This window comes from Nostoc sp., from assembly GCF_036917275.1.
GTDB lineage: Bacteria > Cyanobacteriota > Cyanobacteriia > Cyanobacteriales > Nostocaceae > Nostoc.
Genome location: NZ_JBALDF010000047.1, coordinates 1 through 15,281, shown reverse-complemented (window position 1 = coordinate 15,281; position 15,281 = coordinate 1). Strand labels below are relative to the sequence as shown.

The window sequence follows — 15,281 nt, the reverse complement described above, 5'->3', positions numbered from 1 at the left end:
GTCAGAAAATGTCCCAAAACATTAGACCTCTTGCAAAAATCCTTGAATCACCCCTCCCCAACCCTCCCCTTATAAAGGGGAGGGGGCAAGATTTCAAGTTTCCCCCCAATATATCGGGGGGATTAAGGGGGGTCTATTCGACTTATGCAAGAGGTCTATTAGACATAAAGCTTTCGGGTGAAAAACCTACTCTTGTGTTATCAACAAGGTTCTCATAGCCAATTAGTGTCTGATTTTAAGATGCTCCACATTATCAAAGATTTTCAGCTTTATCTCGTCAATGTTTAGAGCGGCATATTCCTGAGGCACAAAAATTATCTTCTAAAATTACCGCTTGGGAGCAACAACGCAATCTTCAACGCACAAGTATTTATTGGGGCTTTAAAACTACCGATGCACGGAGAAAGAGAGTTAAAAATAGGGCATGGAGATGTCTACCAGTAAGAAAGTGTGATGAAATGGGCGATTTAGGTAGTAAATTCAACACTAGACTATGAGGCATACTTTCTCTTTTTGGTTGTAGACTGAGTGCTTCTTGACTCTACAGTGAACTCTGGAATTTCTTGGAGTTCAGCTTCACTCAAACTATACTGTTCACAAACTAAACTTAAGCGATTTCCTGGGGTTTTCACAGCATTAACAGAATGGGTTAAATCACCTTGAAAGTAAAGTAAAGTATTGATTTGTGGCTTAATTTGCCCAAGTTGACGTTTGTGCGATCGCAATACCAGTTCTCCCCCTTCCATATCCACAGGGACTCGCACATAGAGGACACTGACAACCGCAGGTGGTTCAATGGTTTTGGAGTAGGAACGCAAGGAGCGATCAATATGCGGATCGACACGGGAGCCTTCTTTTAGCTGTAAAGGATTAAGATAAAAAGCATTACAATTCGGCTGGAGAGCCAAATCTAGGTAAGGCTTGAAGTAGGGAAACTGCTGTTCTACTTTTGCTAATCCAGAACGCTGAAATACTACAGAAAATCCTTTGGTGGCAACAAAATCACGGTTGAGGTTGTTGATAGCAAAGTAAGAACAAGCTTGAATTTCTCCCCACAAGTTATTTAGGTAATCGCTGGGGAAGGCGTTGGATTGTTGTTGATAGTGTTTCACGATGGATATGGGGAGCGTACAGAACTAGCAGGGGTTAAAGATTGTAGCGTAATTTGTGACTGGGGAAAAGGTTAAAGACTATAGTAAAATCCTTTTAAACTGAAATAAACAGTTAGAGCGATGAGAATTGATGATTGCAATGCAGCAAAGGCACTCAAGCGATTTTGGATTTTAGATCAATATGAGTTCAACTTTCCTTCAACTCTTCCCTCTCCGACGGGCGAGAGGGACGTTTTGCGTAGTAAAACCTTCTTAGAGGTTTTTTATTTGCAAGTCTCTTAACATACAGCAGATTGTAAGTTAATGAAGTACAAAAATACCCCTCCCTAACCCTCCCCGATAGATTGGGGAGGGAACTAGATTGGGAATTTCCCCCCAATACATCGGGGAGCCACTGCGTTGCGGAGGTTCCCTCCGTTGTAGCAAGTGGCGTGGGATTAAGGGGGGTAAGGATGTACTTCATTTAGATGCAAAATGCTGTACTTGCAAAAGTACAGTTACATAAGATGCACTCATGTAGCCGTTATCTGCGATCGCCTATAGTCATCTACAATTTGTAGGTGGCACAAATGACGTGATTACAAGGTTTTCAGACATAAGTTTTGAAAATTAAAGAAAAAAATAATTACTAATTGCCTAAAAAGTCCGGTTTTTTTGGCTTTGTGATGATAAATAAAAATAATAGCGTTGAATGTCATGCTTCCTTCTGCGAAGGACTACTGAAATTCTTTGCTGCTTTCAGGATGACTACTAAACATCGAACAACATCTGCCGCCAATCAGTTTTTTGCTGGGAATGCTTCTGCGCCACAAACCTGGAGATGCAGCTATATCAAAAGGCTCTACCATAAAACTTGCTCTAAATGTATCTAAGTAGGGGTTGCTGATAAAGTGTAAAGATGTCACGCTATCTGGGAGCAAATTTTAAAGCAATTGTAAAGGACTTGGTGCCATTTTGGCAGGTTTTTATCCGAAAGATGGGATATTAGTAGATTGTACAAATCTTTATTGTTATTCACAGATTAGTTACTATCTACCGAGAACTGCTAAGTACAAGCAAATACCAACACAGATAAGTTTAAGTAATTTAGTGAAGTAGGAAATAATACATGGTATTATCACTGTCTTCTCATAACGTTATCCAGTATCTGCAAGATGCGGGGCTGTGTAATTTAGAAGATGGCGCATCAGACAAATCTGAGTTGCCAGGAAGTAGTAAGAACAATTTCAATTTACTAGCGACTCTAGCAGATAATCGCAAACTGCTCATTAAACAAGAACGGGACGTTAATAACAAAGACGCCGCGCCCCATGATTTGTTTCAGGAGTGGCTGTTTCACCAGTTGCTCCAGCAGTTTCCAGTTCTTGGCAATATTTCTGCGATTGCACCATTGGTAGTGCATTTTGACGAAGAAAATTCTATCCTCGTCCGCAATTACCTAAGTGAATATCTGGAGCTTGCGATATTCTACCACAACAATGATATTTTTCCACAACAAATTGCTTCTGCGATCGGTACTACTTTGGCGGGACTCCATCGGGCAACATATAACCGCCGAGAATATAAGGATTTTATGGCAACTGCTCCCCAAGGAGAGTTTCGCTATGGCTTTTACAATCCGGCGCAAGGGGTAGAGTCAATTGGGCCAGAGATTTTTGGAACGGTTCCCACGGATGCGCTGAAATTCTATCTACTTTACCAGCAGTCGGAGAGTTTGGAATCAGCGATCGCAGATTTGGCATACGACTGGAATCCTTGCTGCTTGACTCACAACGCTCTGAAATTGAACAACATTTTGGTTCATTCCAAATGGGATAAACTAGACAATTGCTTAATACGACTAATTGATTGGGAAGCTTGTTCTTGGGGAGATCCAGCCTTTGATTTAGGAACTTTACTAGCAAGCTATTTAGGAATTTGGCTCAATAGCCTCGTAGTAGACCCTACCATTGAGTTAGAAGAATCTCTACATCTGGCGTTGACACCTTTAGAGATTTTACAACCTTCAATTGTTGCCCTAATTAGGGCTTATATAAATGCTTTCCCGATGATTTTGGAATACCGCAGCGACTTTATTTTGCGCGTTATTCAGTTTGCGGGGTTAGCACTGATTCATCAAATTCAGGATATGATTACCTGCCGCAAATCCTTTAATAATGCTGATATCTGTATGCTGCAAGTGGCTAAAAGTTTACTCACTATGCCGCAGCAAGCTATACTGACTATTTTCGGGATATCAGAGTCAGAAATCCTGAATCCTGTGGCAAAAATCCATAAACTTCCTCAGCCTGTAAAGGAGCCACAGCTACTTCGGATTTATTACGAAAAGACTCGGCTTCGCGGTTGTTAATGGCAGGGAGCAGAACAATTTAAAAGCTGGGTTTAAAATAAAGTTAGACATTTTTAATGGTTCTGCGTGTTATTTCTCCCCTATCAAAATCTCAGAAGATTTTGCCCCAGAGTGGTTTTATAATTTTGGATTTTTAAATTTGAGCTTTGAATGGATTAATGCTAAATTACTCTATCAATCAACCGCTAAATTCTCTATTTGATATTGCTAAGAATATCCAGATTGAGTCAAATTTTTGTATTTACCATCCCAATTATCAACCCTTTGCTCTGCCAACTAAAATAGCTGACAGATTTCAGCACAATTCTGTAGATTTACAACAGAAATATCTCACTCTCCTGCTGCGAAACTTTCTTTATGGAATTTATTACAATGGCTCCCTGCAAAGTACTTTGGCAGTCAATACTAGTAGTAATAATCACCCGTCAAAGCATAATTTAGCAGATAATTCCATTTTTGAAATTGATTGGGACTTTTACGAACATCTGCACGCCAGTAATCACGGCATCGGTTACTTTGACCCTCGATGGCAGGTATTGCGGAAAGAACCTGATGGTACTATGGCAGTGACTAAAGGCGGTTTAACACTTTATGTTGAGCCAGACTGCCATCTAGAATCCAGTAAAAAATCTACCAAAGCGGGTGAGATGGTAGCAATCTGGATGCCCAAAAATCGACTACAAAATGGCTCTTACTTAGCAGTTAGTAATGTCGGACAGGAACGCCAGAGCAACCCCGATGCTGATTTGGGAGCAGGGCGAATTTACTTTAACTTTACGCCATCTGGTGCGATCGCTCTCATGGAAAGCCTGACACTGCAATTGAATGCAGCCTCGATTCCTTTTAACTTTCAGGTTCTTCATAATCCCTGTGCATACGGACGCTATGATTCGGGGCTACTCTACTTTGAACTCCCCGACTATCCAGCAATTCGCACAATCCTTCAGGCTATTTATCCAAAAAATCAATTCCATTTCCAGCCCGAAATTCCCTTGTTTACCAAATTTTTAGCACCAGGGTTAGGTTTAGCCGAAGAACCAATCCAAAAATTTGCAGCACAGGAAAGTTTTGGGATGAACCGCTGCCAAATTGTCGCTAATGCTTTATTAGAAGCTTGGCAAAAAGGTAAGAATGCGATGGAGGAGCGGATGAGGATGATTGACCAACACTTTACGCAACACCTAATAGATTTACAGCATCCTTATCTTAATCCAAGTTCTAAGGATATATATTACCCCTTAAATTGATTGACCGGGAATGGGGAGGTAGAGGGGCACAGGAGAATGATTTATAACTATAAATTGGTATAAATTAAGATACATGAATTAGTCTTTGATACTCGTGGACGAGTGTTTGGACTCCATTAATGAGTCTTTGATACTCGTTAATGAGTCTTTGAACCTCATTAATGAGTCTTTGATACTCGTTAATGAGTCTTTGATACTCGTTAATGAGTCTTTGATACTCATTAATGAGTCTTTGATACTCATTAATGAGTCTTTGAACCTCATTAATGAGTCTTTGATACTCGTGGACGAGTCTTTGATACTCGTGAACAAGCATAAAAACTCTAATCTTTTTTGCGCCTCTACCCAATGCCCAATGCCCCATTCAAAATTCTACAATTACCGGGGTATGGTCGCTGGGTTGGGTTAATTTTCTGGGTGCAACATCGATAATACAACTTTTAGCACGCTCATACAGCATAGGTGTGAGATAGTGATGGTCAATCCGCCAACCTAAGTTCTGACGGAAGGCAGCGGCGCGATAATCCCACCAGCTATAATTTCCACCTTCTGTGGTGAATTTGCGAAAAGCATCGGCAAATCCTAGTTCCAGAATATCCCGTAAGGCTTGGCGCTCTTTTTCTGTTGCCATAATGTGATTTTCTGTACTCACTTGCTCGTGAATATCCTTATCTTCCAGTGCGATGTTGAAGTCACCGCACACACAAATCGCAGGTTGTGACAGCACCAACAATCGCAAATACTCGCGTAGCGCTATCAACCAGCGCAGTTTGTATTCATATTTTTCAGTTCCGACTGCTGCGCCATTGGGAACATATAAGTTAACAATCCGAACACCATCAATTACACCTGTAATTACCCGCTTTTGCTCATCCCATTCAGGGTGTAAATCGGTCAAAATCGCCCTAAACCCGCTGCTTACGTCTAGAAGTGGCTGGTGGCTAATCAGGGCTACGCCGTTATAGGATTTTTGTCCAGATATATAAAGGTTATAGCCTAACTGCTCAAAAGGCGATCGCGGAAACTCGGCATCTACAACTTTGGTTTCTTGTAAGCAGAGAACATCAACCGGATTGTTAGTTAACCAATCGGTAACCTGTTCGAGGCGAGTGCGAATTGAGTTGACGTTCCAAGTAGCGATTTTCATTAGTTAGTTATCAAAGTTTTTATAAATTACTAATTACACATTATGTAATTTTTGTACAATTACTTAATATTTATAATTTCTGTTCCATTTCCCAATTTCGTTTAAACGAAGCTTTAATGATTTGATCCCATTGAAGATTTTAGTATTATCAGCTACAAAATATTCAATTTTGTAAGTTATGCTACCAAATATTCTACATCATTATGATACCCAAGACAGATGCAACAAGTAATTGATTTGCTATAGGCTAAAAGCAGAGATTTTAGTTGACTTTTGCCGATTGTTCTTAGATTTGTTGGTAGAGAATTTGCGGTACGGTTAGCCGTTATTGCCCTTTTGGTAGCCTATTAGATTAATTTAAATGTCAAAAGAGTAAGTACAAATTCTCTTTCCTCATACAATAATCATGTAACTCCTTATTGGATGAGGATAATTTCATAGACTGAACCAAAAAAACTTATGAAAATCGCTCAAGTTGCCCCCTTATGGGAAAGGGTTCCACCTCCAAATTATGGAGGAATCGAACTGGTAGTGAGTCGCTTAACTGATGAACTTGTTCGTCGCGGTCATGAGGTAACTTTATTTGCCTCTGGCGATTCTCAAACTTTGGCTCATTTACAAGCAGTTTATCCGCAGGCATTGCGCTTAGACCCAACTGTCAAAGAGTATGCAGTGTATGAAATGTTAGAACTGAGCCAAGTTTACCAAAGTGCTGCCCAATTCGATATTATCCATTCTCATGTAGGGATTTCGGCACTACCTTTAGCGAGTTTGATAACAGCAACTTCTACAGTACACACCCTGCACGGTAATTTTACAAAGGACAACCGTCATGCATTTAGCTACCACCAAAAGCAACCATACGTCAGTATTAGTAACTCGCAGCGTCAAATCGATCTGAATTATATTGGCACGGTTTATAACGGAATTGAGCTAGCAGATTACCCATTCGTAGCCCAACCATCAGAACCTCCATATTTAGCATTTTTAGGTCGTTTTTCGCCAGAGAAAGGACCACAACATGCGATCGCTATTGCTAAACAGAGTGGTTGGCGCTTGAAAATGGCAGGAAAGGTTGATCTTGTAGATTCTAAGTTTTTTGAACAAGAGATTGTCCCCCATATAGATGGTCAGCAAATCGAATATCTAGGCGAAATTAACCATGCCGAAAAGGCTGAACTTCTGGGCAATGCAGCCATAACTCTTTTCCCGATTAACTGGCAAGAACCTTTTGGGTTAGTAATGATTGAATCAATGGCAGCTGGTACACCAGTGATTGCCATGAATTTCGGCTCCGTACCTGAGGTAATTGCTCACGATAAAACAGGTTTTATCTGCAAAAGCTATGCAGAAATGGCAGCCATGATTCCATTAGCTTTGGAACTCAATCGTCAAACCTGTCGAGAATATGTAGAAAACAACTTTACTGTTAGCCAAATGGTTAACGGATATGAAAATGTTTACAGACAAATTATTAAAGACCGCATAGAATCGAATGGCCGCATTCATGCAGCTAACATTCAGTTTTAATCAACTGCTTTTTTATCCAGTTTAAACAATAACTTTTTTTAAGGAGAATATTAGTATGAGTACGAGAGCCGACACGTGCCCATGCTGCGGTGGTTCCCTGCTGCGTCATGCCCGTCATGGTGAACTATATTGGTTTTGTCTGTCATGCCGACAAGAAGTACCGCTATTAACTGTTACTCGCTTGGCGAATGTAGAAACCCGAAACACTGGAGTGGTTCCTCAGCCAGTGGTGAATTCTTAGTTTGACGGCATTTTAGATTAATAAAAGTCTACTAGAAATTAAGACTGATTTGTTTAAACCTATCAACTAGCTTCAACTGATAAAATCAGGTGGAGTTAATTGATAGGTTTAAAGCTTTGTTAGCAGCATTACTTTATGGTCAAGAAGATTTCCGCTTAGAGGAAGTTGCTGACCCCACTCCGGCGACTGGCGAAGTTGTGATTCAAGTGGGGGCGGCAACAACTTGTGGTACAGATTTGAAAGTCTGGCGGCGTGGTGGTCATGCCAAAATGCTAATACTGCCGACATTGTTTGGTCACGAAGCTGCTGGGCGAATTGTTGCCTTGGGTGCAGGGGTTACAAATTGGCAATTAGGCGATCGCATCGTCGCTAATAATTCTGCCCCATGCCATCGGTGCTTTTTTTGTCAACGTCAAGAGTATTCATTATGTCCGAATCTGACCTGGAATAATGGAACTTTTGCGGAATACCTGAAAATTCCCGCAGCTATAGTAGAGCATAATTTGTTACAAATTCCCGATGAGTTGCCGTGGGAATTGGCAGCGATGACAGAACCTCTAGCTTGTGTGTTGCATGGTGTAGCCCGTTCTAACGTCAAAGCCAAAGATAAAGTAGTCGTCTTAGGAGATGGGGCGATTGGGCTGATGTTTGTGGCAACGTTGAGTAGTCAAGCTGAGGTGTTGCTGTGGGGAGGTAATAACCACAGGCTAGAAATTGGTCAAAAATTGGGTGCAACCCAGACTTTTAATTATCATCAAATCCCAGATATTCCCAGTGTGGTGAAAGAACTCACCCAAGGATGGGGCGCAGATGTGGTGATTGAAGCAACTGGTGTACCGAGTGTTTGGGAAACTGCGATCGCCTGCGCCCGTCCTGGTGCAACAGTCAACTTATTCGGTGGATGTCCACGAGATACCAGCATTACTGTCAATACAGAACAGCTACACTACAGCGAACTGACCATCAAAGGCGTGTTTCATAATACACCAAAGTATGTGCGGGAGGCACTGGCACTGATCGCTAGTCGCAAAATTCCCTTTGAGTTACTTATTAGTGAACAGCGGCCATTAAAAGATTTAGAACAGGTGTTTTTTGAGATGAAGGCGCGTCAGGTAATTAAGGTAGCGATGATTCCTTAGTACAGTATTTCATTAATTGGCAATACCCTGCAATGTCAATGCATCGGCTTACATTGTTAATGCATTGCTTTGGAATGTTATAGCTATCGCCTGGTGGTTTAGAACATAAACTGCTCATAAAAGGCCGATACCAAGAGACTTTCTAGCTTGTTTGCTGTTATAGCAACAGCCAAGGTGGTTAGGACATTAACAGATGATAAAACTTTGACACAAAAAGGCTTTTCACCCAGTCCCTAGTCCCCAGTCCCCAGTCCCTTGCTATAAGAGTCCCTTGCTATAATACTGACTTTCTACAATCGATTTATATCTTTTGTAACTAACCTCCAGCCTTCAGCTTGGTCAATTAGCTTCATCGACTCTAATTCGAGATTGTTGAAAGCAGATGCATGAAGCAGGAAATAGGGTTGGCCGTTGTAGTGCCAATAATATTCCAGTTCGCCAACAGAAGCGGGAATGATGGTGCGATCGCTATAATAATCCAACGAGGGACGATGGTAGGGAAAAGATGTGTAAATCTTCCTCGTAGCTGGATTTGCCCGCACGATCATGGCGGCGACTGGTTTAACTGGATAGGCTTCAGACAATTCCCAAACCCAGTAGTTAGATTTCATTAACAGCAGCAGTGAAATATAACTTCCCCAAAATAAAATCTTCAGAAATTGCCCGTCGCCTCGCTCTGCCAAAATAGCTGCTAAAGTCATAGTTAAAGCTACTGCGGCAAAAATCAGTTGTAAGTCTGTTTTCGGGGTTATACCCCAACTGAAGTAAATGCTACCAGCAGAAGCGACTACAGCAAGGATCGCCAAACCAGCAACCCAAGCACGGGGATAGGATGAGAGTAAAGGCGAATTTTCTGTCTCTGATAACTGGATACCAAAAGCTAAGGCTAAACTAGGGTAAATCGGGAATAAATACCAGGGAACTTTGGTAATCATGAAAGAAATTACCAGCAGATAAACACCACTCCACGCCATTACTAGTTTTGCCCAGCTAAGGTTACGATTTTCCCAGGTTAAGCGGACAGTTTGCGGTAAGAATAATAACCACGGCCATGTGTATTTAAGAAGTTCAATAACATAGTACCAAGGTGGTTCAGAATCCCCTTCTACAACAGAGCTAATTCGGTCTAGTGATGGGTTCGCAAAGCCAATTTGAGCAAAAGTGTAACCATAGTGAATTAGTTGGGCACCGTACCAACCAGCTACAGGCAGAATACCAATTAAGATTGCTATCCACAGATAATAACAGGTGAGCAGTCGTGGCGTATCCCAAAACAGAAATACGATCGCGATCGCACCTAGTAATACGCCTAGCAATCCTTGAGTCAGGCAAATCAGCCCAAAACTAACACCAACACCAAGGCAATAGCGTAAATCTCGGCGCGATCGTAACACGCACAACATCATTAGCATCAAAAAACTTACCATCGCCCCATCCAACATTGCCAGCCGCCCATGACGCACCACAGGTAACATTGTTAGATAAATCAAGGCGCTATAAATCGCTGCCCAACGTTGGCGAAATATCTCTCGAGCAATGCAATACAGTAAAGGTACAGATGTCGCTGTTAAAATTGCTCCAGGTAGGCGCGTTGTCAACTCATTTTCGCCTCCTAGAGAATAAGCCCAAGCTATTAGCAAATGCATCAAAGGCGGCTTGTTATAATATGGTTCGCCTCCTAGCGTTGGATAAAGCCAACGCATTGAACCTGCTGGAGCGTGCCAAATTTCACGAGCAACCTGTGCCACAGTCCCTTCATCCCAATCTCGCAGCGGCAATCCTCCCAGATTGATGCTAAACAGTAACACTGCTGCCAACAGCAATACTATTAGCCATACCCAATCAATCCATTTGCCAACCGTGCGATGCTGTTTTTCTAGATGACTCCAAATAAAGCTTCCTTCTTGCATATTCTATGTTAATCATTTTACTTGCTGGTTTGATTACATAGAGACCAAAGCAAATCTCCAATGTTGCACCCAGTAACAACGTATGTTATTAACAATTGCTAGTTTCCAAGATTAACTCAACTTTTTCTAATTAGCGCTATTTTTTGAAAAATTTATCTTGGTTATTTAAAGAACATTTCATCTGATAAATGATAAAAATAATACAATATCTAAACTATTTATTACCTCTTCGGTAGTCCGTAGATAAACTTATATTTTGTTTTTAATGTGACGATTAGTTTATTTTTTATTTGGCTTAATTCAGAAAAATATGAAATAATTCTTACACATTTTCAGTAGCCTATTGAACATTTAAAATAATTAGTTGTTATCTTTGTATATAGTATTTGCTAACATAGTTAAATCTTCCACTTTGTTAGGATCCTACCTATAAATAAATTCTGAGGCTAATATTGCATTTCTTTCAAGAGGACTAAATACAATATTTTCAGCTTTCAAAAATAATTTATGATTATTATAGAGATGATTATTAATTAAAATTATTCCAAAATAGCAAGTTTTAGTATTTTAAATTTCATTAAGCAATTATTTCATTGAAATATGTGTGCTATACAATTTGCTAATAGCATTTTTTTGCCAAAAAAACACTAAAAAATTATTGGAGCCGATCAATGAATTTACCTGTTGTTGTGGATGTTACTCTTGGCTTAGTTTTTATTTACTTGATTTTGAGCTTGCTGGCTTCTGAAATTCAGGAGTTGATTACCACATTATTACAATGGAGAGCTAAACATTTAAAGAATTCAATTGAATTACTTTTAGCAGGTGGTAGCGAAAGTGAAGATTCAGATATTATAAAAGCAAAAAACTTGGTACAGCAACTTTATAGCGATCCTTTGATTAATACATTGAATCAACAAGCTAAAAATCAAGTAGAAAAGCAGTTACGAGAAGGAAGGAAAAATATTGGCAAAAAGAAAGCACTAGGAGAAAAACAAAGTGGGCCTTCCTATCTTCCTTCGGAAACATTTGCAATTAGCTTATTAGATGCCTTAAAAATTCCCCAGTTAATTAATTATGTGAAACATCCTAGTGATGAATCTCAAACTAACTTGCACATGATATTAGAATCTTACAAAGAACTTAAAATAGGAATTAATGATCCCAATAGTGAAAGTTACAAAAAGATTAAACAAGTTTATGGAGATTTTGACCAAAGTTTTATAGATTTTGTTAATAACGATTTACCTGATTACGTACCTAATAATTTAATTACGAGTCTTGGTGTGATTGCTAAACGTAGCAGGATAAAGATTGACAACCTCACAGAAGAAGCGAATCAGTTTAAAAATGAAGTTGAAACATGGTTTGATCGCTCTATGGATCGAGCCAGTGGTGTTTATAAACGCAATGCTAAAGGAACTGCAATCATAATTGGAATATCAGTTGCGATATTAACCAATACTGATACATTTCACCTTCTAAAAAGACTGTCGCGGGATTCCGTTATCCGCTCTACCATTGCTCAAAGTGCAAGTCAAAGAATCGATTATATCCAAGACAAAAATGCCCTAAGTGAAATCGAGAACCTATTAGAAAATGCTTCTATACCCATTGGATGGCAAAATATCCATCAACAGTTTGAGCCATTAGATACTAAACAGCAAAATAGTGTTTACATCAGTATTTGGCAGGGTTTTAAATTAATTTTTGGTTGGATAGTGAGTGGTTTAGCTATTGCTATGGGTGCGCCTTTTTGGTTTGATATCCTCAATAAAGTTATTAATGTGCGGAATACAGGGCCAAAACCTACTGCGTATACTAAGGATCAACCGTCTCAGAAATAATCAACTTAAGCCTGGGCGAATGGAATTCGCGGCTACACAAACTCTCGTCCGCCTCCGCAAACTAAAACAAAATCAAGGTTTTGAAACTAACAGAGGTGGGTAAAGCTTCGTTTAGACGCGGTTTCTAACCGCCCCTTTAACTTAAAAAATAAAAATAACTTGGAGTTTTAATTCTTTATTTTGAAGAGTAATCTCAATTTGCTTGATGAATTCTCGAAAGTAAAATCGTCGCTCTGTTTCCGACAAATCTAACCAAAATTGTGGTATGGAAACAGCTTGAGCTACAGAACGTAAGTTAACTGGGGGAAGAGTCGCCAACTTTGCTTCGAGTGCAGAAATTTCTGTGCGGAGTTTGTAAGCCCTTAGTTTTGCTGTTTCAATATCTAAAATTCCAGTTTCAATTAAAGTGGGTAACTGAGTAAGTATTTCTTGCTGACGAGCGATCGCTTGCCCTAAACTATTCTTCACTACATCCAATTGAGGAAAATTCATCCCCGCTACAGCTAAGGGTAAGTCACGGCAAACCGTTTCAATTGTATGTTCTAAAACCTCTTGGTAGGGAATAGCCTTACACTTGGGGCGTTGAGGACAGCTAGTAGAACGTAAATAAAGATACTCCTTATCTTGATTGCGTTGAGTGACACGAGTAACTGTCATGTGTGACTGACACTCAGCACAGACAACCAACCCAGCTAAAGAACGTGGCGCACTAGCAGTTCGGGATGGTAAACGGCTGTTACGGCGTAAAAGTCGATCAACTTGGGCTGCTTCTTCCTTAGAAATTATCGCAATATGGGTATTGGAGATAATTTCACCATTTTGGTAAGCTGTATTACCCCGATAAACAGGATTAGTCAGCCAGCGTCTTCCTGTGGTGACAGAGATTTTCTTGCCGTATTTTTTCGCCAAGTGACGAACTGAACCCCGCAGAGAACCATAGAGTAAAAAGTGTTCAAAAAAATCTTTGACTACTGGTGAAGTACTGCGATCAATAGTATATTTTCCCTTACCTCTGCGATAGCCGTAGGGAACTTTGCCGGGTGGCGGTGCAACCTCAAGACGATTACGGGCGTGTCCTTCACGGATGCGACGACTACGTTGTTGACGTTGGATTGCGTGTAGCAAATTCAGTAAGTTAGCGCCCAGAGGGTAGTTTTCGGAAGTGTAGGGCTGTTCTATGGCGATGATCGCTACTCCCATTGCTTCGAGTTTATGTAAGCGATCGCTAATTTCCTCTACAGTATCCCCTAATTCTTCCAACCGACGAATCAAGAGATAATCTGCTGCTTCAGTTTGGCAATCGGTAAATAATTGTTGTAATTGCGTTCGCGTAGCGTGTCCAGAAGACTCTTGCTTACCCAAATCTTCATAAACTTGATCCACCTCCCATCCCCAATCAGCTTGATCGGGAGCAGATTCTAATAGCAGATTAGTATAAGAGTAAGCAATGATTTTCATTTGTCATTTGTCATTGGGCATTGGCAAAGAGAAGGCAGTTATTGCAGAAGGCAGAAGTTCTTTAATTTTGAATTTTGAATTTTGAATTGATTTCTCCCCCTTACTGCTGACTCAACTCAATAATATTTCCATCAGGATCTTGAGTGAATAGGGCAGCGCGACCGGAAGCGCTGGCTTGAATGGGATAATTATGATTGAGGAATTGCTGTTTGGCAGCGTCTAAGTCAGTTACTGAGAAGGCAACGTGAGGATTGCGTCCCCATTTTTCGTTTGGGTTTTCAGTAGGGACAGTGGTTGCGACTATCAGGTGAATTTGATAGTTGCCGACTTGATACCATGCACCAGCGTAGTTTAGGGAACGATCTATTTTAGATAATCCCAATACTTTGCCATAAAAGTGTTCGGAGCGTTCTAAGTCAGTGACAAGAATTGCTGTATGGAGACTTTGGGTAATCTGCATTGTTGGTAAGTGCGATCGCGTTTATCTAAATTTTGACGTAGTTTCAACCCTTGCGGGGAGTGGGGAAGCAAAATAGCAGGGGAGAATAATAATAACTGATGCTCCATGCCTAATAACAAACTAAAAAATGAGGATAAATGATGGATGATCAATTAAGTCATACGGAAATGAGTGTTGCACGGGGGATATTACAAGATTACGATCCTGCACAACACGCATTGAATCACTTGGAAAAACACAATGGCAAAGTTGAAACCGCTTTTGAGGATTTGTGGATTGAGAAAAATGGACAACCGTTGATGCAGCAAAGTAAATCACTTTGGCAAGTAACACTAAAGGTATTGCGTGAGGAACTCTGTGGCGATGATGGTTTTCGCGGCCAACTTAAAGATTACACAAAGAATCCAGGGAGTTCGCCCTTGCTGACAGGGTTGATTATCTCACTTGTTGGTGTAGCGACGGCACACGGTTTGCCAATTGATCCAGCGATCGCAACTGTTATTGTTTTATATATCCTCAAAATCGGCTTGAATATTTTTTGCGAATATACCGAACCATCCATTGGCAATTCTGCAACTCTAGCGCCAGGAAACTGATGTGATACTTTGCAAATCATTGCCCTGGATGCTTTGTGTATAGTCTAAACGTTAGAGATTACAGCTTTCAGACTCTAAATGACACAAAGCAAGGCACAGGGACAAATAAAGAGTCACTGTACAAGTGCGTAAGTCCTGGTAATCTCTTGCAATGCGATAGTATCGGCTGACAATGCGATAGTATCGGCTGACAATGCGATAGTATCGGCTGACAATGCGATAGTATCGGCTGACAATGCGATAG

14 protein-coding genes and 1 pseudogene are annotated in these 15,281 nt (G+C 40.5%); 8 read left to right on the top strand and 7 right to left on the bottom strand.

From position 1 onward, the window contains the following. Positions 1–406: 406 nt before the first annotated feature. From V7K35_RS17515 to V7K35_RS17505, 3 genes and pseudogenes are all read right to left on the bottom strand, one after another. Positions 407–502: pseudogene (locus V7K35_RS17515) on the bottom strand (CRISPR-associated endoribonuclease Cas6); the annotation flags it as partial. Then, the gene (locus V7K35_RS17510) at positions 492–1,112 is read right to left on the bottom strand and encodes a 2OG-Fe(II) oxygenase (RefSeq protein WP_335080491.1); all 621 of its coding nucleotides are present in this window, start codon (positions 1,110–1,112) and stop codon (positions 492–494) included. The pseudogene V7K35_RS17515 and the gene V7K35_RS17510, both read right to left, overlap by 11 nt. Positions 1,113–1,828: 716 nt before the next feature. Continuing rightward, positions 1,829–1,960, bottom strand: a complete 132-nt coding sequence (locus V7K35_RS17505; RefSeq protein WP_335080490.1) for a hypothetical protein — start codon at positions 1,958–1,960, stop codon at positions 1,829–1,831. A 260-nt stretch (positions 1,961–2,220) separates the two neighbouring features. On the opposite strand from V7K35_RS17505, the gene V7K35_RS17500 reads away from it, so the two are divergent. From V7K35_RS17500 to V7K35_RS17490, 3 genes are all read left to right on the top strand, one after another. Next, a complete protein-coding gene (locus tag V7K35_RS17500) occupies positions 2,221–3,462 on the top strand; it encodes a phosphotransferase family protein (protein ID WP_335080489.1) in 1,242 nt (413 codons plus the stop codon). A 158-nt stretch (positions 3,463–3,620) separates the two neighbouring features. After that, positions 3,621–4,709, top strand: coding sequence for a T3SS effector HopA1 family protein (locus tag V7K35_RS17495; protein WP_335080488.1), 1,089 nt, complete (start codon positions 3,621–3,623; stop codon positions 4,707–4,709). A gap of 106 nt (positions 4,710–4,815) precedes the next feature. Next, a complete protein-coding gene (locus V7K35_RS17490; protein WP_335080487.1) occupies positions 4,816–5,118 on the top strand; it encodes a hypothetical protein in 303 nt (100 codons plus the stop codon). On the opposite strand, the gene xth is transcribed toward V7K35_RS17490, so the two are convergent. After that, the gene (gene xth / locus V7K35_RS17485) at positions 5,074–5,856 is read right to left on the bottom strand and encodes an exodeoxyribonuclease III (RefSeq protein WP_335080486.1); all 783 of its coding nucleotides are present in this window, start codon (positions 5,854–5,856) and stop codon (positions 5,074–5,076) included. The genes V7K35_RS17490 and xth overlap by 45 nt on opposite strands. Positions 5,857–6,315: 459 nt before the next feature. Here xth and V7K35_RS17480 point away from each other — a divergent pair, with 459 nt between their 5' ends. The 3 genes from V7K35_RS17480 to V7K35_RS17470 all read left to right on the top strand — a co-directional run bounded on the left by V7K35_RS17480 (position 6,316) and on the right by V7K35_RS17470 (position 8,766). After that, positions 6,316–7,386 carry a glycosyltransferase family 4 protein gene (locus V7K35_RS17480; RefSeq protein ID WP_335080485.1) on the top strand — a complete coding sequence of 357 codons (1,071 nt, stop codon included), beginning with the start codon at positions 6,316–6,318 and terminating at the stop codon, positions 7,384–7,386. A gap of 55 nt (positions 7,387–7,441) precedes the next feature. After that, positions 7,442–7,627, top strand: coding sequence for a hypothetical protein (locus V7K35_RS17475; RefSeq protein ID WP_335080484.1), 186 nt, complete (start codon positions 7,442–7,444; stop codon positions 7,625–7,627). Positions 7,628–7,743: 116 nt separating this feature from the next. Next, entirely contained in the window at positions 7,744–8,766 is a 1,023-nt protein-coding gene (locus V7K35_RS17470; protein WP_335080605.1) for a zinc-dependent alcohol dehydrogenase, read from the top strand. A gap of 290 nt (positions 8,767–9,056) precedes the next feature. Here V7K35_RS17470 and V7K35_RS17465 read toward each other — a convergent pair whose 3' ends face one another. Continuing rightward, positions 9,057–10,676 (bottom strand): ArnT family glycosyltransferase, encoded by a 1,620-nt coding sequence (locus V7K35_RS17465; RefSeq protein ID WP_335080483.1) that lies wholly within the window; start codon positions 10,674–10,676, stop codon positions 9,057–9,059. Positions 10,677–11,347: 671 nt separating this feature from the next. Between V7K35_RS17465 and V7K35_RS17460 the strand changes: the two genes are divergently transcribed. Continuing rightward, the gene (locus V7K35_RS17460) at positions 11,348–12,523 is read left to right on the top strand and encodes a hypothetical protein (protein ID WP_335080482.1); all 1,176 of its coding nucleotides are present in this window, start codon (positions 11,348–11,350) and stop codon (positions 12,521–12,523) included. Between the two features lie 141 nt (positions 12,524–12,664). On the opposite strand, the gene V7K35_RS17455 is transcribed toward V7K35_RS17460, so the two are convergent. Together V7K35_RS17455 and V7K35_RS17450 are read right to left on the bottom strand one after the other, a co-directional pair. After that, positions 12,665–13,981 (bottom strand): recombinase family protein, encoded by a 1,317-nt coding sequence (locus V7K35_RS17455; RefSeq protein WP_335080481.1) that lies wholly within the window; start codon positions 13,979–13,981, stop codon positions 12,665–12,667. A 100-nt stretch (positions 13,982–14,081) separates the two neighbouring features. Next, a complete protein-coding gene (locus V7K35_RS17450; RefSeq protein WP_335080480.1) occupies positions 14,082–14,441 on the bottom strand; it encodes a VOC family protein in 360 nt (119 codons plus the stop codon). A gap of 140 nt (positions 14,442–14,581) precedes the next feature. On the opposite strand from V7K35_RS17450, the gene V7K35_RS17445 reads away from it, so the two are divergent. After that, positions 14,582–15,037: a hypothetical protein gene (locus V7K35_RS17445; RefSeq protein ID WP_335080604.1), complete on the top strand. Its 456-nt coding sequence runs from the start codon at positions 14,582–14,584 to the stop codon at positions 15,035–15,037. Positions 15,038–15,281: the final 244 nt, after the last annotated feature.